Origin of the sequence: Pseudarthrobacter sp. S6 (genome assembly GCF_050156575.1) — a bacterium.
Lineage (GTDB): Bacteria > Actinomycetota > Actinomycetes > Actinomycetales > Micrococcaceae > Arthrobacter.
This window is the reverse complement of the sequence record NZ_CP189581.1, coordinates 1,464,670-1,485,711: the sequence shown is the minus strand read 5'-3', so window position 1 is coordinate 1,485,711 and position 21,042 is coordinate 1,464,670. Positions and strand designations below refer to the sequence as shown.

21 protein-coding genes, 2 tRNA genes and 1 riboswitch are annotated in these 21,042 nt (G+C 65.5%); of the genes, 9 read left to right on the top strand and 14 right to left on the bottom strand.

Features of this window, described 5'->3' with window-relative positions; all coding sequences use genetic code 11:
• The first annotated feature begins 8 nt into the window (after window positions 1-8).
• Together ACQCS0_RS07205 and ACQCS0_RS07200 are read left to right on the top strand one after the other, a co-directional pair.
• Window positions 9-188, top strand: a complete 180-nt coding sequence (locus ACQCS0_RS07205) for a hypothetical protein (protein ID WP_354154196.1) — start codon at window positions 9-11, stop codon at window positions 186-188.
• A 104-nt stretch (window positions 189-292) separates the two neighbouring features.
• A complete protein-coding gene (locus ACQCS0_RS07200) occupies window positions 293-700 on the top strand; it encodes a hypothetical protein (RefSeq protein WP_185263057.1) in 408 nt (135 codons plus the stop codon).
• Window positions 701-752: 52 nt separating this feature from the next.
• Here the strand turns inward: ACQCS0_RS07200 and ACQCS0_RS07195 are convergent.
• From ACQCS0_RS07195 to ACQCS0_RS07170, 6 genes are all read right to left on the bottom strand, one after another.
• A tRNA-Asn gene (locus tag ACQCS0_RS07195) sits at window positions 753-825 on the bottom strand.
• 125 nt (window positions 826-950) lie between these two features.
• Window positions 951-1,023, bottom strand: a tRNA-Asn gene (locus tag ACQCS0_RS07190).
• Window positions 1,024-1,089: 66 nt separating this feature from the next.
• Window positions 1,090-3,021, bottom strand: coding sequence for a DNA primase (gene dnaG, locus ACQCS0_RS07185; RefSeq protein WP_354153819.1), 1,932 nt, complete (start codon window positions 3,019-3,021; stop codon window positions 1,090-1,092).
• 52 nt (window positions 3,022-3,073) lie between these two features.
• Window positions 3,074-4,372, bottom strand: coding sequence for a deoxyguanosinetriphosphate triphosphohydrolase (locus tag ACQCS0_RS07180; RefSeq protein WP_354153820.1), 1,299 nt, complete (start codon window positions 4,370-4,372; stop codon window positions 3,074-3,076).
• The gene (gene dusB / locus ACQCS0_RS07175) at window positions 4,356-5,534 is read right to left on the bottom strand and encodes a tRNA dihydrouridine synthase DusB (protein WP_354153821.1); all 1,179 of its coding nucleotides are present in this window, start codon (window positions 5,532-5,534) and stop codon (window positions 4,356-4,358) included. The genes ACQCS0_RS07180 and dusB overlap by 17 nt, the downstream gene beginning before the upstream one ends.
• Before the next feature lie 95 nt (window positions 5,535-5,629).
• On the bottom strand, window positions 5,630-7,093 hold the full coding sequence (locus tag ACQCS0_RS07170; protein ID WP_354153822.1) for a YibE/F family protein: 1,464 nt from the start codon (window positions 7,091-7,093) through the stop codon (window positions 5,630-5,632).
• A gap of 80 nt (window positions 7,094-7,173) precedes the next feature.
• On the opposite strand from ACQCS0_RS07170, the gene ACQCS0_RS07165 reads away from it, so the two are divergent.
• Window positions 7,174-7,914: an alpha/beta fold hydrolase gene (locus ACQCS0_RS07165; RefSeq protein WP_354153823.1), complete on the top strand. Its 741-nt coding sequence runs from the start codon at window positions 7,174-7,176 to the stop codon at window positions 7,912-7,914.
• A complete protein-coding gene (locus ACQCS0_RS07160; protein WP_354153824.1) occupies window positions 7,911-8,726 on the top strand; it encodes a DUF1295 domain-containing protein in 816 nt (271 codons plus the stop codon). Before ACQCS0_RS07165 ends, ACQCS0_RS07160 begins: the two co-directional genes overlap by 4 nt.
• Before the next feature lie 73 nt (window positions 8,727-8,799).
• Here the strand turns inward: ACQCS0_RS07160 and ACQCS0_RS07155 are convergent, their stop codons facing one another.
• From ACQCS0_RS07155 to ACQCS0_RS07145, 3 genes are all read right to left on the bottom strand, one after another.
• On the bottom strand, window positions 8,800-9,828 hold the full coding sequence (locus tag ACQCS0_RS07155; protein ID WP_354153825.1) for a GNAT family N-acetyltransferase: 1,029 nt from the start codon (window positions 9,826-9,828) through the stop codon (window positions 8,800-8,802).
• A gap of 2 nt (window positions 9,829-9,830) precedes the next feature.
• Window positions 9,831-11,216, bottom strand: a complete 1,386-nt coding sequence (locus tag ACQCS0_RS07150) for a glycine--tRNA ligase (protein ID WP_354153826.1) — start codon at window positions 11,214-11,216, stop codon at window positions 9,831-9,833.
• A gap of 133 nt (window positions 11,217-11,349) precedes the next feature.
• The gene (locus ACQCS0_RS07145) at window positions 11,350-12,375 is read right to left on the bottom strand and encodes a DMT family transporter (RefSeq protein WP_354153827.1); all 1,026 of its coding nucleotides are present in this window, start codon (window positions 12,373-12,375) and stop codon (window positions 11,350-11,352) included.
• 33 nt (window positions 12,376-12,408) lie between these two features.
• On the opposite strand from ACQCS0_RS07145, the gene ACQCS0_RS07140 reads away from it, so the two are divergent.
• Window positions 12,409-12,642: an RNA-binding S4 domain-containing protein gene (locus tag ACQCS0_RS07140; protein WP_111906389.1), complete on the top strand. Its 234-nt coding sequence runs from the start codon at window positions 12,409-12,411 to the stop codon at window positions 12,640-12,642.
• A gap of 48 nt (window positions 12,643-12,690) precedes the next feature.
• Here the strand turns inward: ACQCS0_RS07140 and ACQCS0_RS07135 are convergent, their stop codons facing one another.
• Window positions 12,691-13,341: a phospholipase gene (locus ACQCS0_RS07135; protein WP_354153828.1), complete on the bottom strand. Its 651-nt coding sequence runs from the start codon at window positions 13,339-13,341 to the stop codon at window positions 12,691-12,693.
• Window positions 13,342-13,436: 95 nt separating this feature from the next.
• Here ACQCS0_RS07135 and ACQCS0_RS07130 point away from each other — a divergent pair, with 95 nt between their 5' ends.
• Complete coding sequence (locus tag ACQCS0_RS07130; RefSeq protein ID WP_354154197.1) at window positions 13,437-14,285, top strand: SGNH/GDSL hydrolase family protein; 849 nt, start codon at window positions 13,437-13,439, stop codon at window positions 14,283-14,285.
• A gap of 138 nt (window positions 14,286-14,423) precedes the next feature.
• Entirely contained in the window at window positions 14,424-14,936 is a 513-nt protein-coding gene (locus tag ACQCS0_RS07125) for a hypothetical protein (protein ID WP_354153829.1), read from the top strand.
• Between the two features lie 4 nt (window positions 14,937-14,940).
• Here the strand turns inward: ACQCS0_RS07125 and metX are convergent, their stop codons facing one another.
• Window positions 14,941-16,056 carry a homoserine O-acetyltransferase MetX gene (metX, locus tag ACQCS0_RS07120; protein WP_354153830.1) on the bottom strand — a complete coding sequence of 372 codons (1,116 nt, stop codon included), beginning with the start codon at window positions 16,054-16,056 and terminating at the stop codon, window positions 14,941-14,943.
• Between the two features lie 12 nt (window positions 16,057-16,068).
• A riboswitch (SAM riboswitch) is annotated at window positions 16,069-16,183 on the bottom strand.
• A 68-nt stretch (window positions 16,184-16,251) separates the two neighbouring features.
• A complete protein-coding gene (locus ACQCS0_RS07115; protein WP_354153831.1) occupies window positions 16,252-17,604 on the bottom strand; it encodes a bifunctional o-acetylhomoserine/o-acetylserine sulfhydrylase in 1,353 nt (450 codons plus the stop codon).
• A 204-nt stretch (window positions 17,605-17,808) separates the two neighbouring features.
• Between ACQCS0_RS07115 and ACQCS0_RS07110 the strand changes: the two genes are divergently transcribed.
• Window positions 17,809-18,447 carry a VOC family protein gene (locus ACQCS0_RS07110; protein WP_354153832.1) on the top strand — a complete coding sequence of 213 codons (639 nt, stop codon included), beginning with the start codon at window positions 17,809-17,811 and terminating at the stop codon, window positions 18,445-18,447.
• A 123-nt stretch (window positions 18,448-18,570) separates the two neighbouring features.
• Here ACQCS0_RS07110 and ACQCS0_RS07105 read toward each other — a convergent pair whose 3' ends face one another.
• Window positions 18,571-19,350, bottom strand: a complete 780-nt coding sequence (locus tag ACQCS0_RS07105; protein WP_354153833.1) for a CPBP family intramembrane glutamic endopeptidase — start codon at window positions 19,348-19,350, stop codon at window positions 18,571-18,573.
• A 99-nt stretch (window positions 19,351-19,449) separates the two neighbouring features.
• Between ACQCS0_RS07105 and ACQCS0_RS07100 the strand changes: the two genes are divergently transcribed.
• Window positions 19,450-20,130 carry a histidine phosphatase family protein gene (locus tag ACQCS0_RS07100; RefSeq protein WP_354157677.1) on the top strand — a complete coding sequence of 227 codons (681 nt, stop codon included), beginning with the start codon at window positions 19,450-19,452 and terminating at the stop codon, window positions 20,128-20,130.
• A gap of 16 nt (window positions 20,131-20,146) precedes the next feature.
• Here ACQCS0_RS07100 and ACQCS0_RS07095 read toward each other — a convergent pair whose 3' ends face one another.
• Window positions 20,147-20,935, bottom strand: coding sequence for a DeoR/GlpR family DNA-binding transcription regulator (locus ACQCS0_RS07095; RefSeq protein ID WP_354153835.1), 789 nt, complete (start codon window positions 20,933-20,935; stop codon window positions 20,147-20,149).
• Between the last annotated feature and the right edge of the window lie 107 nt (window positions 20,936-21,042).

Below are 21,042 nucleotides of genomic sequence, written 5' to 3'. Positions count from 1 at the left end.
TGAAACGCATGCCACGCAAGCCGCACCGAAACCCCCGGGGACTGTTCCTCGGGGCAGTGCTGGGCGGCGTGGCCGGTTACTTCCTTGGGCGCGTGGTCGGCAGTGGAGCCCTAGGCATAATCCTGGGTGCGCTGGCCGGTGCTGCCCTGCTGTACCGGGTTAACCCGGGCCCTTGGAACCGCCCGTAGTTGTGGGGGTCTGGAGAGCCGTTGTGACCGGGCGCCAAATCGCGGGTCACCGAGGAGGGGCCAACCCCTGCCGCTGGGGTACTTTCCCACGATAAAATAGATCCGTGCCCAGCTGGCAGTTCTCCCCGCCGCCCCCGGCCACATGGCAACGTTGCGACTCAGGCATCTTGCCCTTGTGGTGGGACCGGCTGTGCGCCCAAACCGGCGAGCAGTCCGCAGCCCTCTATGCCGCCGGACTCTTCACGGACGACCGACGGCGGCCTATCGCGCAGTGGTTCAACGCCGCCTTCAGCGCCGCCCTCCTGGTGGCCCCGGAGACGTCGCCCGAATGGCCGGTGCAGCGGTTCGGCATCTTCTACGCACCGCCGGCCTCCGGCTTCGTCCGGGTGCACTCAGCAGCCCATGAGTGGCATCCGCGGGAGCCCCGCAAGTTCCCCACCGAGCAGGACGCCTTCCGCGCGGCCATTGCCGAAGCGGAGTGCTTCCTGCAAGTGGAAATGGACTTTGTCTGATGCAAAAAATCCCCGCCCTCAGAGATGAGGACGGGGATCTATTGTTTGTTTGCTCCTCCTGCTGGACTTGAACCAGCAACCCTTCGATTAACAGTCGAATGCTCTGCCAATTGAGCTAAGGAGGAATGAAGCAGGTATGACCTTAGCAAAGGTTTCCCGGGAATGGGAAATCGGCGGCAGCACAGACTTGCATACCCGCCCCGGGTATACAAAAATCCCCGTTCCGGAGACCCGGAACGGGGATTGTGCGCTCCTCCTGCTGGACTTGAACCAGCAACCCTTCGATTAACAGTCGAATGCTCTGCCAATTGAGCTAAGGAGGAATGAAGCGGGTACCAGCCTAGCAAACACCGTGCGGGGAAACGAAATCGGAGCGAAATCGGCGCGTTTCACGCGTCGGAGCGCAGTGCCCGGCGTTCCATTTCGAGCATCATCAGTTCGCGCTGCAGCTGCTGGATCCGGTCGTGCTCGGAGCCTGGGTCGAGTCGCTGCAGCTGGCTCATCTTGTCCGCCTTAACGCGCGTGATCTGGAGTTCAAACAACGCAGTGAGAATGCCTCTGCCGTACTTCTGGACTCCCTCGGCGGTGCTAGCGGGCAGCGGCACCACGGACAGTTCGGACACCAACGGCCGCAGGGGTTCCGGGACTTCCTCCATCACCTGGCTCACCCAGCGTGCGGGGTCGCCGATCAGCTCGGGGCCGGAGGCGCGCATCGCATCGTGTACGGCCAGGAAGGCGGGCGTGATGAACCGGGCCCCGGAGAAGCGCTCCCAGATGCCGCCGCCCAGGAGTGCAGGCTCCTGCAGCGCTACCTCCAGGGCCTGCCGTTCCATGGAGGCCACGGGGTCCCGTGGGTCGGGCCGCTGATAGGAAGGGACAGCGCCCGACGTCGGACCGGCAGCCACGCCGGGCCCGCCCGCCTGGGCGGACCCCAGCTGAGCCGCCGTACCGGCTCCTGAGGGTTTCCCAGGTGCAGCCGGCCCGCCAGCGGCGGCACGCTTCATGGCGACACCAACAGCCCGGCTGACATCTTCAACCGAGATGCCAAGCCAGCCGGCCAGTTCCCGGGCATACTCGGGCCTGATGGCTGCGTCGCGGATCTGGGCCACCACCGGAGCCGATTCCCGAAGCGCGGCCACCCGGCCCTCTACGGTGTCCAGGTTGTGGCGCCTGAGCGTGGCCTTGATGGCAAACTCGAACAGGGGCCGGCGCGTGGCGATCAGGTCCCGCACGGCGGCGTCGCCCCTGCTTTGGCGCAGGTCGCACGGGTCGGCGCCGGTGGGCTCCACGGCCACGTAGGTCTGGGCGGTAAAGCGCTGGTCTTCCTCGAAGGCGCGCAGTGCCGCCTTCTGCCCGGCGGCGTCACCGTCAAAGGTGAAGATAACCTCTCCCCCGGTGCCGTCGTCCGACAGCAGGCGGCGGGCGATCTTGATGTGCTCGGTGCCGAACGCCGTGCCGCAGGTGGCCACCGCCGTCGGGACTCCCGCCAGGTGGCAGGCCATCACGTCCGTGTATCCCTCAACCACCACAAGCTGGCGGTCTTTGGCGATACTGCGCTTGGCGAGGTCGATCCCGTAAAGCACCTGGGACTTCTTGTAGAGCGTGGTTTCGGGGGTGTTGAGGTATTTGGGGCCCTGGTCGTCCTCATACAGCTTGCGGGCGCCGAAGCCGATGGTGTCGCCGGCGATGTCGCGGATGGGCCAAATGAGCCGGCCGCGAAACCGGTCATAAATGCCCCGGTTCCCCTCGGAGAACATCCCCGTCAGCTTGAGCTCCTGGTCCGTGAAGCCGCGGCCGCGGAGGTGCTTCAGGAGCGCATCCCAGCCCTGCGGCGCGTAGCCCACGCCGAACTGCTCCGAGGCGGCGCGGTCAAAGCCGCGGCCGAACAGAAAGTTCCGGCCTTCGGCGGCGCCGGGCGTCAACAGCTGGGCGCGGAAGAATTCATCGGCGATTTTGTGGGCATCCAGCAGTCGCTGGCGCTTGCCCACTTCCTCGCGGTTGGGGCCGGTGCCGCCGTCTTCGTAGCGCAGTTCGTAGCCGATGCGGGCAGCAAGTTTTTCCACGGCCTCATGAAATGAGGTGTGGTCCTGTTTCTGCACGAAGGCGATGACGTCCCCGTCTTCACCGCACCCGAAGCAGTGGTACCTGCCCACCTGGGGGCGCACGGTGAACGACGGCGACCGTTCGTCGTGGAAGGGGCACAGGCCCTTATACGTTCCCAGCCCGGCACCCTTGAGCGTGACGTAGCCGTCAACCACTTCCTTGATGTCCGTGCGCTGGCGTACTTCGTCTATGTCATCGCGTTTGATCAGGCCAGCCACAGAGCCATCCTAGTCCCGGGGAACACCCGTGAAGGCCGCCCTATGGCGTCTGTCACCACAGCGACGGCAGGCTCCCCACGAGGCGTTCGTACATAGCCAGCGCCGAGCCGTCTGTCAGCGACGCCACCTGGTCGATGACCACCCTGAGCCGTGCGCCGTCGTCGGGCGCGTCCCGCCAGTCAGCCGCGAACATCGGCTCCAGGTGACGGTCCCCCGTGGCGTTCAGGGCAGTGACCAGAGCGTGCAGCACCTCGCGCTGGCGCTCGTAGATGGGCTGGCGGTGTTCGGTGGTCATCACAAACGTGGTGGCCAGGCCCTTCATCACCGCGATCTCCATGACCGTCTCGTCCGGAACCATCAGCTCGGCGCTGTACCGGGTGAGGTTTTCCGGGCCGTAGACGGCACGGGTGGTCTCCAGGGCGCTCTGGCAGAACCGGCCGATCAGCTGGCTCGTCATGTTCTTCAGGGCGGCCATGGATTTGCGGCTGCCGTCGGCCTCGCGGACCCACACGTCGGTAGCTTCCAGCCGGGCCAGGGCAGCGTCGATCGCGGCGGGGTCGTTGTGCGGGAGGTACCACTGCTTGGCATAGCCCACCACACGGGCCCGGTGGTCCGGGTTATCCATCCAGCGCAGCTGGAAGTGCCCGGCCACGATCGCGTCCTCGACATCGTGGACGGAATACGAAATGTCGTCGGCAAGGTCCATGACCTGTGCCTCCAGGCATGACCGGCGTTCCGGCGCACCCTCCCTGAGCCAGTCGAAGATGGGCAGATCGTCCTCATAGGCGCCGAACTTGCTGGTGCGCTGCCCGTGGATCACCGGCGCGTTCAGCGCGGACCAGGGGTATTTCGCCGCCGCGTCCAGGCTGGCCCTCGTGAGGTTAAGTCCGGCCGGGCGCCCGTCGGTGGCCAGGACCTTGGGCTCCAGCCGGGTGAGGAGCCGGAGGGTCTGGGCATTGCCTTCGAAACCGCCAATGGCATGTGCCACCTCGTTCAGGGCGGACTCGCCGTTGTGGCCGAACGGCGGGTGCCCCAGGTCATGGCTCAGGCAAGCGGTGTCCACCACGTCCGGGTCACACCCCAGGGCACGGCCCAGTTCGCGGCCCACCTGGGCCACTTCGAGGCTGTGGGTCAGGCGGGTGCGGACAAAGTCATCCGTATCCGGGGCTACCACCTGCGTTTTCGCGCCGAGGCGGCGCAGGGCCGAAGAGTGCAGCACCCGGGCGCGGTCCCGCTCAAAATCGGAGCGGTAGTTGTTTTTGGGCGGTTCCTCCACCCAGCGGGCGGAATCGTGGGCCTCGTAGCCGGGCAGGGCCTGTGCCGTGGTGCGCGTCTCAGCCACCGGAGACATCCAACTCGGCGGCAGAGATGTCCCGGGACTGGGCTGTGTTCAGGGCACGGGATTCCAACCAGTCCTTGGGAAGCGCCGGTTTCTTGGGCGATCCTGCCCTGCCGCGCGGGCCTTCGGCATCCACGCCGGGGTACGGCGAGTCCAGGTCCAGCTGGCCCAGTGTCTCGCGCAGTACCTCCAGGCTGGACACCATGGCCAGTTTGGTCCGTAGTTCGCTGCCCACCACATAACCCTTGAAATACCAGGCCATGTGCTTGCGGATCTCCCGAAGGGCCTTGCCCTCGTCACCGAAGGTTTCCACCATCAGCTCAGCGTGCCGGTAGACGCTCTCGGCCACCTTGTGCAGGTCCGGCTTGTGGCGGACGTCGCTTCCCTCGAAGGCAGCCATGAGGTCACCGAACAGCCACGGGCGTCCCTGGCAGCCGCGGCCAACCACCACGCCGTCCACGCCGGTTTCGCGGACCATCCGGACAGCGTCCTCCGCAGACCAGATGTCGCCGTTGCCGAGGACAGGGATGTCCGGCAGGGCTTCGCGCAGGCGGGCGATCGCAGACCAGTCCGCCTGGCCGGAATAGAACTGCGCTGCGGTACGGCCGTGAAGCGCGACGGCGGCCACCCCGGCATCACGGGCGATCCGGCCGGCGTCGAGGTACGTCAGGTGGTCCTCGTCAATGCCCTTGCGCATCTTGATGGTGAGCGGGACATTGCCCTTGGACGCTTCCTTGACCGCGGTCTGGACGATCGAGGTGAAGAGATCGGTCTTCCAGGGCAGGGCAGACCCGCCGCCGCGCCGGGTCACCTTGGGAACGGGACAGCCGAAGTTCAGGTCGATGTGGTCCGCGCGGTCCTCTTCGACCAGCATGCGCACTGCGTGGCCTACCGTAACGGGGTCCACGCCGTACAGCTGGACGGAGCGGACCTTTTCGTCGTCGTCGTGCGAGATGATGCGCAGCGACTCGGGGGTGCGTTCCACGAGGGCGCGCGAGGTGACCATTTCCGCCACGTACAGGCCGCCGCCGTATTCACGGCACAAACGACGAAAAGCGGAGTTGGTGATACCCGCCATAGGAGCCAGGATCACGGGGGTGTCCACCGTGATGGGGCCCAGCTTCAGGGGAGGGAGTTCCAGCTTGGGGGCGGGAGGCGTTGCGGTAACAGTCACCTGTCCATTGTCGCAAAGGCGGGCAAATCGGCGAGCCACGCCATGTGGACACGCCCTTTGGAACTCTCCGGCAGCGCCGGGCGGCCAGCTGCCGTTCAGCCGCGGTCTGCGCGGCGCCCCCTCCGGGCGAGGACAGGATCGTCGGAGTCTTCCGTGGACTGCCGTGACCATCTCTCGAAGGCGGCCGCCTGGAGCGCACCGGTAACGCCGACGTCGTCCGCGATAATGGAGTCGGCGCCCCGGGTGCCGTTTAGTCGGCGGTCTTCGTCCGGGATGCCGACGGCGGGCTGACCCACCGTCCGGACGCCGGTGGCCTTGACCACCAGCACGGCGATCAGGGTGGTGACGGGGATGGCGAGGACCAGGCCAATGGAGCCCACAAGTGTGCGGATGACTTCTTCTGACAGCTCGGCACTGGTCAGGGTGTCCCCCAGCGGCCGGTCATACAGCATCACAATGATCAGGATGGGCAGGGCCGCGCCGGCGTAGGCAAACGCGATGGTGTAGACCGTGGAGGCGATGTGGTCCCGGCCTATCCGCATGGCGGAGGTGAAGAGCTTGCGGGCACTGGTGCCGGGGGCCAGCTCGTAGAGTTCCCAGACGGCGGACGACTGCGTGATGGTGACGTCGTTGAGGACACCAAGGCCGGAGATGATGAGGCCGCAGAGGATCACCCCGGAAATGGAGATGTTGGCCGAGGTATTGATCAGGGTAGCGGCGTCGTGGCTGCCCACGCCGGCCAGGTTGGCGGCGTCGGTGGCCCAGGCAGCAAGCAGCGCCGTGATGCCCAGGCCGAACATGGTGCCCAGCAGCGCCGTGGACGTCCGCGCTGAGAATCCGTGGGCAAAATACAGGACCCCGATCATGATCACCGTTGACCCCACCAGGGCCAGCAGCAGCGGAGGCTTGCCCTCCACCAGCCCCGGCAACATGAAGCCGGCAAGGACGAAATACGCGCCCACCAGCCCCAGCAGTGCCCGGAGTCCACGCCAGCGCGCCACCGCGATGACCACCAGGGCATAGAGGAGCGCCAGGATCACGATGGGCACGGTCCGGACGAAGTCAACGAAGATGTACGCCGGGGACCCCTGCGACGCCGCGGCACCTTGGGCGTTCGAAAGGTTGAGGTACCTGATCTGGTCACCCGGCTTCACGCCGTGGGACTGCGCCACGTCAGGATTGATCACTACTTTGACGGGGCTGCCGCCCTGGTCCGGTTCCGTAAAGGCAAACATGCACTCGGAGCCGGCGGGGGCAGGCTGGCCGCTGGTGTCCGCCGGCGGGCTGGCGGTCGTGGAGCCCTGCAAGCAGCTTTCTTCCACGACGCTCTGGATCTTGCCGGTATCAAACGTAACGCCGGGCGCCGCCGCGTAAGGGCTGGCGAGGGAGATCCCCTCTTGGGACCCGGACGGCCACAGCATGGCCATGCCAACCAGCGTCAGCAGCGTCAGCGGTGCCAGCACAGCTGCCAGGATGCGGTTTGCCTTCCGCCGGGCAGCAATCGCCCCGGCTGTCGGCTCCGAATGATCTGTTGAAGCGTGGGAGTGACCGGAGCCCATCAGCAGTTGAACCTCATACCTTGCACTCTACGTCCGGCGCCTTAGGGTTGATAAATGGCATGAACCGAGAGGAACCACACGTGACGGACCGCAGCACTGAATTTCACACCAACGAACCTGCTGCGAGGCGGGAGGCGGCACTCACCGTACTGCCGTCCGCGGGGACAACGCGCGGCGTGGCACTGGTCCTGCACGGGGGCAAGGCACACAGCTTTGAGCCCGTGGAAGCTCGCCACCTGAGCCCGCTGCGCATGATCACGTTCGCCCGCCACCTGCACCGTGCCGGGAAGGACCATGGCCTGGCCGTATGGTCCCTGCGGAACAGCGTGCGGGGCTGGAACGGGCCGGACCGGTCTGCACTGCAAGATGCCCGCTGGGCCCTCCAGCAGATCAGTGCGCAACACCCTGGCGTTCCCGTGTATCTGGTGGGGCACTCCATGGGCGGCCTCACCGCCGTGAGTGCCGCGGACGATCCGCAGGTGGACGCCGTAGTGGCGCTGGCCCCGTGGCTCAGCCCGGAGACACCGGCAACTCCGCTCACTGGGCGCAAGGTCCTGATTGTCCACGGCACCGGAGATCACATGACCAGCCCGTCCCAGTCCCTGGCCTTCGCGCGCAGAGCCACCGGGACAGCAGCCTCCATGCAGTATGTTTCGATCCACGGTGCCGGTCATTTTATGGTGCGCCGCGGCCGTCTGTGGCACACGCTGGCCACCGGCTTTGTCATGACGGCCTTCGCCGCGAGCACCGGATTCACACACCCCGTCTCGCGCACGCTGACTGAACTGGCGCCCATGTCCTCCGCTGAAGTGGCCCTATGAGCCCTTTCCCCTGGCCGGAGTTCGCCGCGTCACTGCCCTGGACAGCACTGGCGGTCCTGGCAGTCCTGGCGCTGACGTTTGGTGTGGCCGTGCGGCAGGGCCGGCACTCGGTGATGGACGTCGCCTGGGGCCCGGGCTTCGTGGCGGTGGCCGTGGTGTCCTGGTTCCTGTCCGCCGGATCTGGCGATGACACCCGCAGGTTCCTGTTGCTTTTCCTGTCGGCCCTGTGGGGCTTACGGCTCGGTGGCCACATTGGGTGGCGGGCACGCGACGGACACGAAGACCCTCGGTACAAGGCTCTGCTGGAACCTGCGCCCGGATCCAGGAACGTCTATGCGCTCCGCCGTGTCTACCTGCCGCAGGGCGCGGTGATGTTCTTTGTGTCCCTGACGCTGCAGATAGGGATGTTCGCCACCGGGCCTGTGGCTTGGGTGGCCGTGCTCGGCATCCTGCTGTGGATGACGGGGTTTGTGTTCGAAACCGTGGGCGACTGGCAGCTGGCCCAGTTCAAGAAGGACCCGTCCCGCCGCGGCACGGTGCTGGATACCGGTTTGTGGCGATACACCCGGCATCCCAACTATTTCGGTGATGCAGCCATCTGGACGGGGCTGTTCCTCATCACCGCAGACTCCTGGCCGGGCATCCTGACTATCCTGTCAGCGGCGCTGATGGTATGGACGCTGGCGGGGAAGACCGGGAAGCCCCTGACGGAAAAGGCGATGTCCGGCCGGCCCGGCTACCGGGAATATGTCGAAGCAACCAGCGGCTTCATCCCGTGGCCGCCCAAACGCCGGCGACTGCCCCCAAACTGACTCGCAGTTAACGTCGCCATTACGCCATTTCGCGTTGTGAGAGCGTTAACTGCGAGTCAATTGGGTACGGGGGTCAGTCCGAGACGACCAGCGTGTCCGCGCCGGCCTGGCGCGCTTTGCCGGATTCCAGCAAGGGCTCGACGGCGGCGCGCAGCGCGGCCATCGAATCGTCCAGTTCCAGCATGACCGGGTGCTGATACGCGAGGAGCGAGAGCAGGTCACGGACCGCAGCTGCGGCGTCGTCCGAGTCCAGCGCGGGTTCGTGGCCCACAAACACATCCGTGGCCTTGGCGCCCTGGGCAGACGCGTCCGCCGCCGGGTCCAGGGCCGCCTCCGCATAGCTCACCGCAAAGGCGCGGATCCGGCCCTTCTTGCTGGGCGAAACGGCGGCGCCGAAGGCTGACCCCGGCTCTACGCGCAGCACAAGCGCACCATGCGCGCCGGTGAGGTCATCCAGGAACAGCTTCTGCACCTGCCCCACCGACAGCACGCCCGGCGAATCCCAGCCGTGGATGGATGTGTAGTACCGCCCCACGACGTCGGTCAGCTCAACGGAGCCGGTAGCGAGGTCCATCACGACGTCGGAACCGGCGTTTTCGTCGTTGGCCGGCCCGCCGCCGTCGTTCTTCGCAGGGAACACCGGCAGCTTCAGGGCGCCCGGTTCCACCACCACCAGCCGGGAACGCTGGATGGGCGCAAGCCCGAACGCCTCGGCGAACGCGGCCCCGGCAGTGCCCGGCTGCACCTTCGCGCGCAACTTGGTAACGCCCGACGGCGCCTGCTCGGCTTCGCGGCGCAGCATGGTCAGGAGCGTTGCACCGATGCCGGCGCGGCGGTGATCGCGCGCCACCTCGATGTAGCTCCACAGCCGCTCCGGGTGCAGCGAGGCTTCGTAGACAACGCCCGCCGCCACCGGAATGCCAACGCCGTCAATGACGTCCTCGGCCACGATGCAGCGGCGCCACGGAGTACCGTCCGTCCCGGCCGAGGAGACGGCCAGGGCTCCACGGAACTGCCGTGCCTGTTCGGTCTCCGGGCCGCCCCAGACTTCCAGCAGCGTCAGGTCATCGCCCTCAAGCCATTCGCGGTATTCGATGGCCACGCTCAGGCGCCGATCAGGCGGGCGGCCAGGTAGCCTTCCACCTTGTCCAGCGAGACGCGTTCCTGGCTCATGGTGTCGCGTTCGCGGATGGTCACTGCCTGGTCCTCCAGGGTGTCGAAGTCCACGGTGATGCAGAACGGGGTGCCGATCTCATCCTGGCGGCGGTAGCGGCGGCCGATCGCGCCGGCGTCGTCGAAGTCGATGTTCCAGTTCTTGCGCAGCTGCGCGCCCAGGTCCTTGGCCTTCGGCGAGAGGTCCTCGTTGCGGCTCAGCGGCAGCACCGCAGCCTTAACGGGAGCCAGTCGCGGGTCAAGGCGCAGGACGGTACGGACGTCGACGCCGCCCTTGGCGTTCGGTGCCTCGTCTTCGGTGTACGCATCCACCAGGAACGCCATGAAGGAACGGGTCAGGCCAGCGGCCGGCTCGATCACGTACGGGGTGTAGCGCTCATTGGTGGCCTGGTTGAAGTAGCTCAAATCCTGGCCGGAAGCCTTGGAGTGAGTGGAGAGGTCGAAGTCCGTGCGGTTGGCGATGCCTTCGAGCTCGCCCCATTCGGAGCCCTGGAAACCGAAACGGTATTCGATGTCCGTGGTGCCCTTGGAGTAGTGGCTCAGCTTTTCCAGCGGGTGCTCGAAGAAGCGCAGGTTCTCCTCCCGGATGCCCAGGCCGGTGTACCAGGACATGCGCTCCTTCATCCAGTACTGGTGCCACTCTTCGTCCGTGCCGGGCTCAACGAAGAATTCCATTTCCATCTGCTCGAACTCACGGGTGCGGAAGATGAAGTTGCCCGGGGTGATCTCGTTCCGGAAGGACTTGCCGATCTGGCCGATGCCGAACGGCGGCTTCTTCCGGGACGTGGTGAGCACGTTGCTGAAGTTCACAAAAATGCCCTGGGCCGTTTCCGGGCGCAGGTAGTGCATGCCTTCCTCGTTGGCCACCGGGCCCAGGAAGGTCTTGAGGAGGCCGGAGAATTCCTGGGGTTCGGTCCATTCACCACGGGTGCCGCAGTTGGCGCAGGCGATGTCCTTCAGGCCGTTCTCGGCGGGGCGGCCCTTCTTTTCCTCGTACTCTTCCTCGAGGTGGTCAGCGCGGTAGCGCTTGTGGCAGGAGAGGCACTCCACCAGCGGATCGGAGAAGACGTCAACGTGGCCGGAGGCTTCCCATACCTGTCGGGGCAGGATGACGGAGGAATCCAGGCCCACTACGTCCTCGCGGCCGCGGACCATGGACTGCCACCACTGGCGCTTGATGTTTTCCTTGAGCTCAGCGCCGAGGGGTCCGTAGTCCCAGGCAGAGCGCGAGCCTCCGTAGATTTCACCGGCCTGGAACACAAAGCCCCTTCGCTTGGAAAGGGAAATGACCTGGTCGAGTACGGATTTTGCTGCCATGGTGGACTCCAATTTCTACAGGGCCGCTGGGTGCGGTCCGCGGGTATCTGGCCCCGCTGCACGTGGGTGCATCACCGCTGGGTGCGGGCGGGGCGGGCGAAGGAACAAGATGCAGAGAACTGCGTGTCCTAGCCTACCGGCCACTGCCTCCGGAAACTGCCTGCCTCCGGAAGGCGCCGCGCGGCCACGGCAGGGTGGCCAGGATGATGGCGGCCAGCGTCAGCAGTGTGCCCAGGACGGTGGCCGGGGCCACGATGCTTCCCGGGGCCGGCACCAGAAGGTCCAGCCCCAGGGAGCCCAGGAGCTGTCCGGCGATCATGCCGAGCCCGGTCACCAGCACTCCCAGGCTCCGGACCAGCAGCGCACCCAGGCCGATGAACACGCAGCCCATGGGTCCGCCCAGGTAGTACCACCACTCCGCCGGCAACGGATTGCCCGGTCCAACAACGGCCAGCTTGATGGCCAAGGCAATCCACAGGAACACCGCGCCGGCCACGAAGTTCACCAGCGTGGCGGCGATCGGCGAACCGTAGTGGACCGTCGCCGTCCCGTTCATGGCCTGTTGGAAACTCATCAGGAACCCGGCCAGGACCGGCAGGATCAACGGCAGGACCAAGGTTTCCAGGCCGCCGGCTCCCTCCGCGGGAGCACCCGGGGAACCCGGCGGGCTAGCCAGCCGTGGCGAAACCGCCCAGGCGACGGCGGCTACCGTCAGCACGCATCCGATGATCCGCAGGGGAGTTACGGCCCGTTTGCCGGCCGGACCGATGCCCAGCCGGTCCACCAGCAGCCCGCTCAGGGTCTGCCCGGTCACGGCGGCGACGGTAAACAGTGCCACGCCCAGGATGCCCACGGTGAAGGACTGCGAGAAAACAAAAAGGGCGCCGATGCCGCCGGCCAGGACGTACACGGGCGGGAAGGCCCGGGACCGGACCGCCGGCAGGATCCTGGCGAGACCGGCGCGGCCGCTGGGCAGGATCAGGGAGATCAGGATCATCACCACCAGGCCGATGCTGAAGCCCACCACGGCCGCAGCGATGCCGTCGTTGAGCCGGACGCCGAGGGCACCGTTGATCCGGCCCTGGACGGGAATGGCCAGTCCCGCGACGACGGCCAGCGGGAGCCCCGCGAACCGCGGCAGCCGGGGGGTGTGGGTCATTGGATTCACCTTACGTCAGGCATTATTACTTGTATGAGCAACCAGGACATTCAAGAGATCCCCATCCGCGACAGCATGATCCGTCTTGGCCAGCTCCTGAAGCTCGCCAGCCTGGTGGAGGACGGCGTGGAAGCCGCTGAGCTGATCAAAAACGGCCTCGTCAAAGTCAACGGCGCGATCGATGACCGCCGGGGACGCCAGCTGCACAACGGCGACACGGTCACCGTCAACGGGCAGACCGTGAAGGTTGTGGCCCCCGAAGCCTGACAAGCGTCAGCGGTCGGCGGCACTGTGCCGCCGGCCGCCGTCGTACGTTTATTTGTTCAGCACCTCGTGCGTCAGAAACTCGGAAACGTGCCCGATTTCCTGCTGGTTGATGCCGTGCCACATGCCCGCATACAGCACCTTGGTGAGCTTGACGTGCCCCCGCACCCAGCCCATGGTGTAGTCGATTTTGTCGGTAGTGATTACGGGGTCCTGCTGGTCCCGGCCCCAGAAGAGCGGCACCGTGCCGTCCAGTTCGCCGTCTTTGAAGGCGGGGTCGCCGTCCGCGTTGACCACAAAACCGGAAAGCCCGACGACGGCGGCGTAGTCAGCGGGGCGCTGCCGGAGCAGCGTGGTGGCCATGGCCATTCCCATGGAGAAGCCGAGCAGCGTCACCGTCGGGTGGTCGGCTTTGACGGTGTCAATCCAGTCCTGCACGTACATGGCTGCGGCCTTGACGGCGTCGAGCGTGTATTCGATGGAAGCCGTCAGCGGGAACCATGTAAACCCGGGGCCGGTCACCAGGGGCGCCCGGAGCGAGGCAACAACAAAATCCTCGGGAAGCATATCCGCCAGGCTCAGCAGGTCTTGTTCGTTGGCACCGTAGCCGTGCAGCAGCACCAGCAGCGGCTTCCCGGAGCGCTGGTCCTCCGGCCGGGACCACAGAACAACAGGAGCGGGAAATACTTGGGCGACAGTCATGGTTTCCATTCTTACAGTTACCCGGTGGTAACTACCTACGGTGGCGTAGCTTGTGAAAGAGGAGGCAGGATAGGACCGTGAATGACGCGAAAGCCATGCAGAGCCCACCCAGGGCCACGGAAGCGCACCCATGGAGCCGCTATGTAGCGATGGGAGATTCATTCACCGAGGGCATCGGCGACCCCGACCCAACCAGGCCCGGCGGATTCCGCGGCTGGGCCGACCGGGTGGCCGAGGAACTGGGCCGCGGCCCGACGGACTTCGCCTACGCCAACCTGGCGGTTCGCGGCCGGCTCCTGCAGCAGATCGTGGACCAGCAGCTCGCTCCGTGCCTGGCGCTGAAGCCGGACCTGATAACCCTTTCCACCGGCGGCAACGATCTCATCAGGCCCGGCGGAGACCCCGACGCCCTCGCCGAAAAACTTGATTCAGTGGTCCAGATCCTGGCCATGGGCGGTGCCACGGTGGTGCTGTTCAACGGCCCGGATACCGGCTCCTCGGTGCTGGGACGGATCCGCAGCAAGGTGGCCATCTACAACGAGAACCTGCGCACCGTGGCCGCCCGCCATGACGCCATCATCGCTGACATGTGGTCGCTCAAGCAGCTGAACGATCCGCAGATGTGGGACGAGGACCGCCTGCACTTTTCGCCATTGGGACACCACACCATCGCCGCCATGGTGCTGGATTCGCTGAACGTGAACCACACTCTCGAGCCGCTCCGGCCCAAGCCCCTGCCCGTCCGCACGTGGCGGGCAGCCCGCTCCGAAGACCTGGTGTGGGCCCGCGAGTACTTTGTCCCGTGGGTGGTGCGGCGGCTGCGCCACCGCTCTTCCGGCGACGGCATCACCGCAAAACGTCCGATGCCAGGCCCCGTGTTCGGCCCTGGCGTTCCATTGGGATCCGGCGAGGGGCCGCTGGGCACCGCCGACGCCCGGCGCTAGCGGCGGGCCGGCATGACACAGGGAACAGCGATGCCGTGCAGGATGCCGTGAACCGGGATGGAGCCTTCCTGCGGATCCCGGCCGGGCGTGTGGACTCCGGGGTTAAGCTGGAAGGACACATATGAGAGGCGCTACACCGTGAACAGCTTGTTTTTCTGGATCATCATTCTGTCGTTCGTGGTGCCTATGGCGATGCGGATGTACCGGAAGTCCGTCAACAAACGGAACCAGGAGCAGAGCTTTTCCGGTCGCTACCCTGAGCAGTTTCCAGGCGGCGAACAGTACCCAGGGCAGCAGAACAAACAGCCCCGTGACGGCTATACGCAGCAGGATTACATGAGTGGCGGCTTCCGCCAGGTCATGAGCCCACAGCCCCTGCCGCCGAGCCAGCCGTTGCCGCCCATGCAGCCGATTCCATCTGCAGACCAGCAGTTCCCGCCGTACGGCCAGCCGCAAGCCAATGATCAGTCGGTGCCGGCGCAGCGCGCGGAAGCACCGAAGCCGCCTGTCGCCCCCGCTATTCCCCTGCCGCCGTCGGGCCCGCAGGGATACCGTGCCCGGAAACTGGCCGAACTCGACCAGCAGTACAGCAACGGCGAGCTGGCCATGGAGGACTATATGAAGCGCCGCTCCGACATCATGAACGGCTAACTGCTTAGACCAGGAACGTATTCCGGAGCTGGGTGCCGAGCTGGCCAATCTCGGTCAGGAAGCCGTCGTGGCCGATCGGCGCCTCAATAACGTGCACATCCACGTCACCCGGGAGCGCGTCGGCCAGCTCACGGGACTGGGACGGGAAATACAGCCGGTCACTGTCCACGGCGGCCACGAAGAACCTGGCGGTAGCCCGGCCCAAGGCCTCATGCAGGGAACCCCGCCCGCGGCAGACATCGTGGCTCATCAGGGCGTCGGTGATGGCGATGTAGCTGTTGGCATCAAAGCGCCGCACCAGCTTTTTGCCTTGGTAATCCAGATAGCTTTCCACCTGGTAGCGGCCCCGCTCCCCCAGCGCCGCCGCCTGGAATGGCGATTCCGGGTGCTGGGCCGACCGGCCGAAGCGACCATCAAATTCCTCTGCGGAGCGATAGGTGATGTGCGCAATGCGCCGCGCCAGGGCCAGTCCGTCCTCCGGCAGCGGACCGCCATAGTAATCGCCGTCGTTAAAATTGCTGTCCTGGCGGATGGCGAGCGTCTGCGCCTGGGCGAACGCGATCTGTTCGGCCGTGCTGGCGGCACCGATCGAGATAACAGCGCACCGCTGGACCCGTTCCGGGTAGGTGACCGCCCATTCCAATGCCCGCGCGCCGCCCATGGAGCCGCCCAGCACGGCGTACCAGCTCGGGATGCCCAGCTGGTCAGCCAGCCTGGCCTCAGCCGCCGTGGTGTCCCGCAGCGTTACCAACGGAAACCGCGACCCCCATGGCTTGCCGTCGGGGGCAACCGAGGATGGCCCGGTGGAGCCGTAACAGCCACCAACGACGTTGATGGAGACCACAAAGAACCGGTCGGTGTCCACCGGTGCACCGGGTCCGGCCAGTTGCTCCCACCAGCCTGGCTCGTCGCTGTCGCCGCGCGTCACGTGCGTGCTGCCGGTCAGGGCGTGTTCAATCAGGACGGCGTTGGAGCCGTCCGCGTTGAGGGTTCCCCACGTTTCATAGCCAAGGGTGACGTCCGGGAGGTAACCGCCGGCTTCGAGCTCAAGTCCGCCGATGCTGGCGTAACGGACCACGCCGTTTCCGGGTGCTGCAGTACGGGAAATCGTAATCGTCATGGAAGGACCTTTTCTAAGCGCTTGCCCACCGTCAATTGACCGGCAGGCCAGGTCCTCACCCGGGGCACCCCGCCGCAAAAGAGGGTTGCCGGCCAGCAAGCCGGGGCTGTCGCTGGCACTCATGACCTACTTCGAGTGTACGAACAGCCCCGGTCTATTGCTAAGCGTGTGACTGGTTGTGACTTCGCTGAAGCCCTACTCCTGCGGGCCCACCGCGTCTTTGTTGGGGTCCGCTGCACCCTTGGCTGCCCGGAACCCGGCCTCGAGGTCGGCCAGGATGTCATCGATGTGTTCGATGCCCACGGACAGGCGGACGAGTCCCGGCGTGACCCCGGCGATGACCTGCTGCTCCGGCGAGAGCTGGCTGTGCGTGGTCGATGCCGGGTGGATCACCAGTGAACGGACGTCCCCGATGTTGGCAACGTGGGAGTGCAGTTCCAGGGCATCCACGAAGCGTTTCCCGGCCTCCGCGCCGCCGGCCAGGTTGAATGAGACCACCGCCCCGGTGCCTTTGGGGCCGTATTTGCGGCCGCGCTCATACCAGGGGCTGGAGGCCAGACCGGCATAGGCGACAGATTCGACGTCGTCCCTTGCCTCAAGCCACTGGGCAACATCGACGGCGTTGGCCACGTGCCGCTCCACCCGCAGGCTCAGCGTTTCCAAGCCCTGGGCGATGAGGAATGCGTTGAAGGGTGACACTGCCGAGCCGAGGTCGCGCAGCAGCTGCACCCGGGCCTTGAGGATGTAGGACAGGTTGGCACCCAGGGCACCGCCGGCACCGAGGTCCCGGGCATACACCAGCCCGTTGTAGCTGGGGTCCGGGGTGTTGAAGCCCGGGAACCGTTCCGGGTCCGCGCCGAAGTCGAACTTTCCGGAGTCCACGATCACGCCCGCGATCGCGGAACCATGGCCGCCCAGATACTTGGTGGCGGAGTGGACCACAATGTCCGCGCCCCATTCGAGCGGGCGGATGAGGTACGGGGTGGACAGGGTGCTGTCCACAATCAGGGGGACGCCGGCGTCATGAGCTACCCCGGACACGCCTTCGATGTCCAGCACGTCCTGCCGCGGGTTGGAGACCACCTCGCCGAAGAAGAGCTTGGTGTTGGGCTGGACGGCATCGCGCCACTGGTCGAGGTTGTCCGGGTCAGCCACAAACGTGACGGATATGCCGAACTTCTTGAGGGTGTGCGCCAGGAGGTTGTACGTCCCGCCGTACAGGCTGGGGCTGGCCACCACGTGATCCCCGGCTTCGGCAATGTTCAGGATGGCAAAGGCTTCGGCGGCCTGTCCCGAGCTCAACAGCAGTGCAGCGAGCCCGCCCTCAAGGCTGGCAATCCGCTGTTCCACGGCGTCCTGCGTGGGGTTGCCGATTCTGGTGTAGATCGGTGCGAGTTCTGCGAGGGCAAACCGGTTGGCGGCGCTTTCGGCACTCGGGAAAACGAACGACGTCGTCTGGTAAATTGGGAGCGCCCGCGCGCCGGTGGCGCTGTCCGGTTCCTGGCCAGCGTGGATCTGGCGGGTTTCGAAAGACCATGCGTTCGACATTCAATGCTCCTTGACGTGGTGTGGCACAACTCCGTTGCGTTCAGTGTAGGAAGACTTTCCCGGACAGGAACAGGATTGTGACGAAGGTGGTCAGCTGGCCGGTCCTTCTCCTGCATTCCGGCGGAATGTCCACTCGTGACGCAACGGATTCCGGTAAGGCTACCCTTAGCTGAGAGCCGGATCACAAAGTGCCAAGATGATGGCATGCGCATGGATCACGTCTCTTACGCCTGTGAACAAGATGGCCTCGTTGCCACCACCGAACGTATTTCGTCCGCCCTCGGCGTTGAAGCCGTGAAGGGCGGGGTGCACCCCCGGTTTGGAACCCGGAACATGATTATTCCCCTGGCCGGCCACAAATACCTGGAAGTTGTGGAGGTCCTGAACCACCCGGCATCGGACAAGGCCCCCTTCGGGCAGGCTGTCCGGGCCCGGTCCGAAGCCGGCGGCGGCTGGATGGGCTGGTGCGTCGAAGTGGACGACCTCGCTCCGTTCGAAGACCGGCTGGGCCGTGCTGCCGTCAACGGCAACCGCAAGTTCCCGGACGGCCGCGAGCTGGTCTGGAAGCAGATCGGCATCCTGGGCCTGATCGCGGACCCGCAGGTCCCGTACATGCTCAAGTGGGCGGGCGACCCCGCCCTGCACCCGTCAAATGCCTATGAAAGCAACGTCAAGATGAGCTGCCTGACCATAGCCGGTTCCGCCGCACGCGTGACGGAATGGCTGGGTGAACCCGTCGAAAAGCCCCTGGAGGACGTCGCCGTTGACTGGGTGGCTCCGCATGGAACCCCTGGAATCCTGTCAGTGACCTTCGAAACCTCTACCGGAGCAGTCACCATCTGATTGCTCGTTCAAAGCTTCGGCCGCCATCAGCGGGAGCCAATGATGCCACCCACCGATGGCGGCCGAAACCTTTTAAGCCGGACCTTATTCAGTGCACGGTGCGGCATGGGAACAACGGCCCTCTTACCCCAGTCCCACGGCCCGGCCAAAGAGGCTGAAGCCCACGAACGCCACGATGTCCAGCAGCGCGTGCGCGATGACGAGCGGCATCACCCGTTTGGTCCTCGTGTAGAGCCAGGCGAACACCACACCCATCACGGCGTTGCCGATGAACGGCCCGAAGCCCTGGTACAGGTGGTAGGTGCCGCGGAGCATCGAGCTGGCGAAGATGGCCAGGGGCATGCGCCAGCCGAACTTGCCGAATCGGTCCAGAAGGTAGCCCACCACGATGACTTCCTCCACCACGGCGTGCCGCAGCGCTGAAAGAATCAGGACTGGAACTGTCCACCAGTATGAGTCGAGTGCGCTGGGGATGATGGCCGTGGTGATCCCCAGCGCACGCCCCGCGGCGTAGAGTCCCAGTGACGGGATCCCGATCAGCGCCGCCAGGCCAAAGCCCTGCAGCAGGTCACGGCCCGGCCGGGCGAAGTTGAAGCCCAGCTTCCGGAAAGCCGAACCGCTCTGGGAGCTTACGCCGGCACCGGATTGCCGCTGGTCCGTGAGGAAGTAGACCACCAGCAGCACGGGCACCAGGGCGAAAATGATGTCCAGCAGCTGGTATGTAAGGTCGAAGTATTCGCGCGGGCTCTGTGACCGGTTCAGCGTGGACGTGCCTTCGGCCAGCTGGGCCCGGGTTATCTTGTCCAGCAGCTGCACCACCGAGTAGACGGCGGACTGCCCCAGGGAAAGACCCAGCACAATCCAGACTTCGATCCGCAGGCGACGGCGGGAGGGAACCAACATGGTTCCATCTTGCCTGTAGTTTCTGGTTCTTCGCTGATTCCCGGCGGCCCGGCTCGCAGTGAGGCCCTGCGACGGAGGCAGGACCTATGCTTGGGGCTTATGAGCGCGCCAGGGAAAATCTTCATGATCCGGCACGGCCAGTCCGCGGCCAACGTCGATACGTCCATCTACAACAGGGTCCCGGACTACCGGATTCCGCTGACTCCCCAGGGCCTGGCGCAGGCCACGGCTGCCGGCGAACTGATCCGCCGCGAGCTGGACGGCCGGCAGGTCTGCGTCTACGTATCCCCGTACCTTCGGGCGCACCAGACCCTGGCGGCACTGAACCTCGGCAATCTCACGGAACGGGTGATCGAAGAACCGCGCCTCCGCGAGCAGGACTGGGCCAATTTCCAGATCGCCGGCGACATCGAAGACCAGAAGGAACTCCGCAACGCCTACGGCCATTTCTTCTACCGGTTCCGGGAGGGCGAATCCGGCTCCGACGTCTACGACCGGATCTCATCCTTTATGGAGACGCTCTACCGCCACTGGTCCAAACCGGACTACGCCCCGAACGCGCTGCTGGTGACCCACGGGCTCACCATGCGCCTGTTTTGCATGCGCTGGTTCCACTGGTCGGTGGAGTATTTCGAATCCCTCAACAACCCGGACAATGCAGCGGTGCGGACACTTCTGCGCACCGACCTGGGCAAGTACGAACTCGACATTCCATTCAGCCAATGGGTGGACCGCCGGGTGGACGAGACCGTCCTGGATGCGCCGCCGGTGATCTTTTAGGGGCTGTTCGCGGCACCTAGTGCGGGGCCACAATCACCTCGGTGCCATTGGCTTCGAACGCCGCCTTGTCCTCGGCGGAGATCCCGGAATCGGTGATCAGGCGGGTGAACTCGTAGCCATCCATGGTGGCAAAGGCTCTGACGCCCACCTTGGAGGAGTCGGCCAGCACGTACGAGATCCGGGCCCGGCTGGCGAGCAGGGCATTGACTGACGCCTCGCCCTCCCCCGTATTGGTGGGACCGACCTCAGGGTCGATTCCGTTCACGCCGATGAAGGCGATGTCCATGACCACCTTCTGCATAATGATGTCGGTGTAGGGTCCCACCAGTTCGTACGAGCGGGGGTTTAGGATGCCGCCGGTCACCATGACCTTGATGTTGGGGCGGACAGCCAACTGCGCAGCGATGTTGATGGCGTTAGTGACCACCGTCAGGGTGGACTGGTGGCCGGGAGCGTTGAGGTCCTCGCGCGTGGCCAGGATTTGCGCCAAGGCTGTACTGGTGGTGCCGCCGCACAGCCCGATCACCGCGCCGGGAAAAATCAGGGCCGCGGCGGCCTGGGCGATCTGTTCCTTGGCTTCGGCGTGGTCGTCACGGTTGTACCGGCCAGGAAGGTCGTAGGCCAAGGCGCCTGTGGTGGCCCCGCCGCGGGTGCGGGTCAGCAGACGTCGCTTGGCCAGGCTGTCCAGATCACGCCGCGCCGTGGCAGGCGAGACCGCAAGCTGCGTGACAATCTCCTCCACCTCCACCTGGCCGGTCTTGGCGAGGATGTCCAGAATGGCCGTCAGGCGGTCAGTGCGGGTCATGGGGAGCCTCTCAGCGTCAAACAAATCGGCGTCAAACAGTCACCAGAATATGACGTTATCTGATCATAACAGGACCAAATGATCACATCGCAATCACAAATACGTGA

Coding starts and splice junctions, on each gene's coding strand:
- ACQCS0_RS07145 (WP_354153827.1), bottom strand. CDS start 12,375: ATGACCCACACCCCCCGGCTGCCGCGGTTCGCGGGGCTCCCGCTGGCC.
- ACQCS0_RS07115 (WP_354153831.1), bottom strand. CDS start 17,604: ATGTCGAACGCATGGTCTTTCGAAACCCGCCAGATCCACGCTGGCCAG.
- ACQCS0_RS07180 (WP_354153820.1), bottom strand. CDS start 4,372: ATGTCTCCGGTGGCTGAGACGCGCACCACGGCACAGGCCCTGCCCGGC.
- ACQCS0_RS07105 (WP_354153833.1), bottom strand. CDS start 19,350: ATGTTGGTTCCCTCCCGCCGTCGCCTGCGGATCGAAGTCTGGATTGTG.
- ACQCS0_RS07205 (WP_354154196.1), top strand. CDS start 9: ATGCCACGCAAGCCGCACCGAAACCCCCGGGGACTGTTCCTCGGGGCA.
- ACQCS0_RS07110 (WP_354153832.1), top strand. CDS start 17,809: ATGCGCATGGATCACGTCTCTTACGCCTGTGAACAAGATGGCCTCGTT.
- ACQCS0_RS07150 (WP_354153826.1), bottom strand. CDS start 11,216: ATGGCAGCAAAATCCGTACTCGACCAGGTCATTTCCCTTTCCAAGCGA.
- ACQCS0_RS07170 (WP_354153822.1), bottom strand. CDS start 7,093: ATGGGCTCCGGTCACTCCCACGCTTCAACAGATCATTCGGAGCCGACA.
- metX (WP_354153830.1), bottom strand. CDS start 16,056: ATGACGATTACGATTTCCCGTACTGCAGCACCCGGAAACGGCGTGGTC.
- ACQCS0_RS07140 (WP_111906389.1), top strand. CDS start 12,409: ATGAGCAACCAGGACATTCAAGAGATCCCCATCCGCGACAGCATGATC.
- ACQCS0_RS07095 (WP_354153835.1), bottom strand. CDS start 20,935: ATGACCCGCACTGACCGCCTGACGGCCATTCTGGACATCCTCGCCAAG.
- ACQCS0_RS07130 (WP_354154197.1), top strand. CDS start 13,437: ATGCAGAGCCCACCCAGGGCCACGGAAGCGCACCCATGGAGCCGCTAT.
- ACQCS0_RS07100 (WP_354157677.1), top strand. CDS start 19,450: ATGAGCGCGCCAGGGAAAATCTTCATGATCCGGCACGGCCAGTCCGCG.
- ACQCS0_RS07160 (WP_354153824.1), top strand. CDS start 7,911: ATGAGCCCTTTCCCCTGGCCGGAGTTCGCCGCGTCACTGCCCTGGACA.
- ACQCS0_RS07135 (WP_354153828.1), bottom strand. CDS start 13,341: ATGACTGTCGCCCAAGTATTTCCCGCTCCTGTTGTTCTGTGGTCCCGG.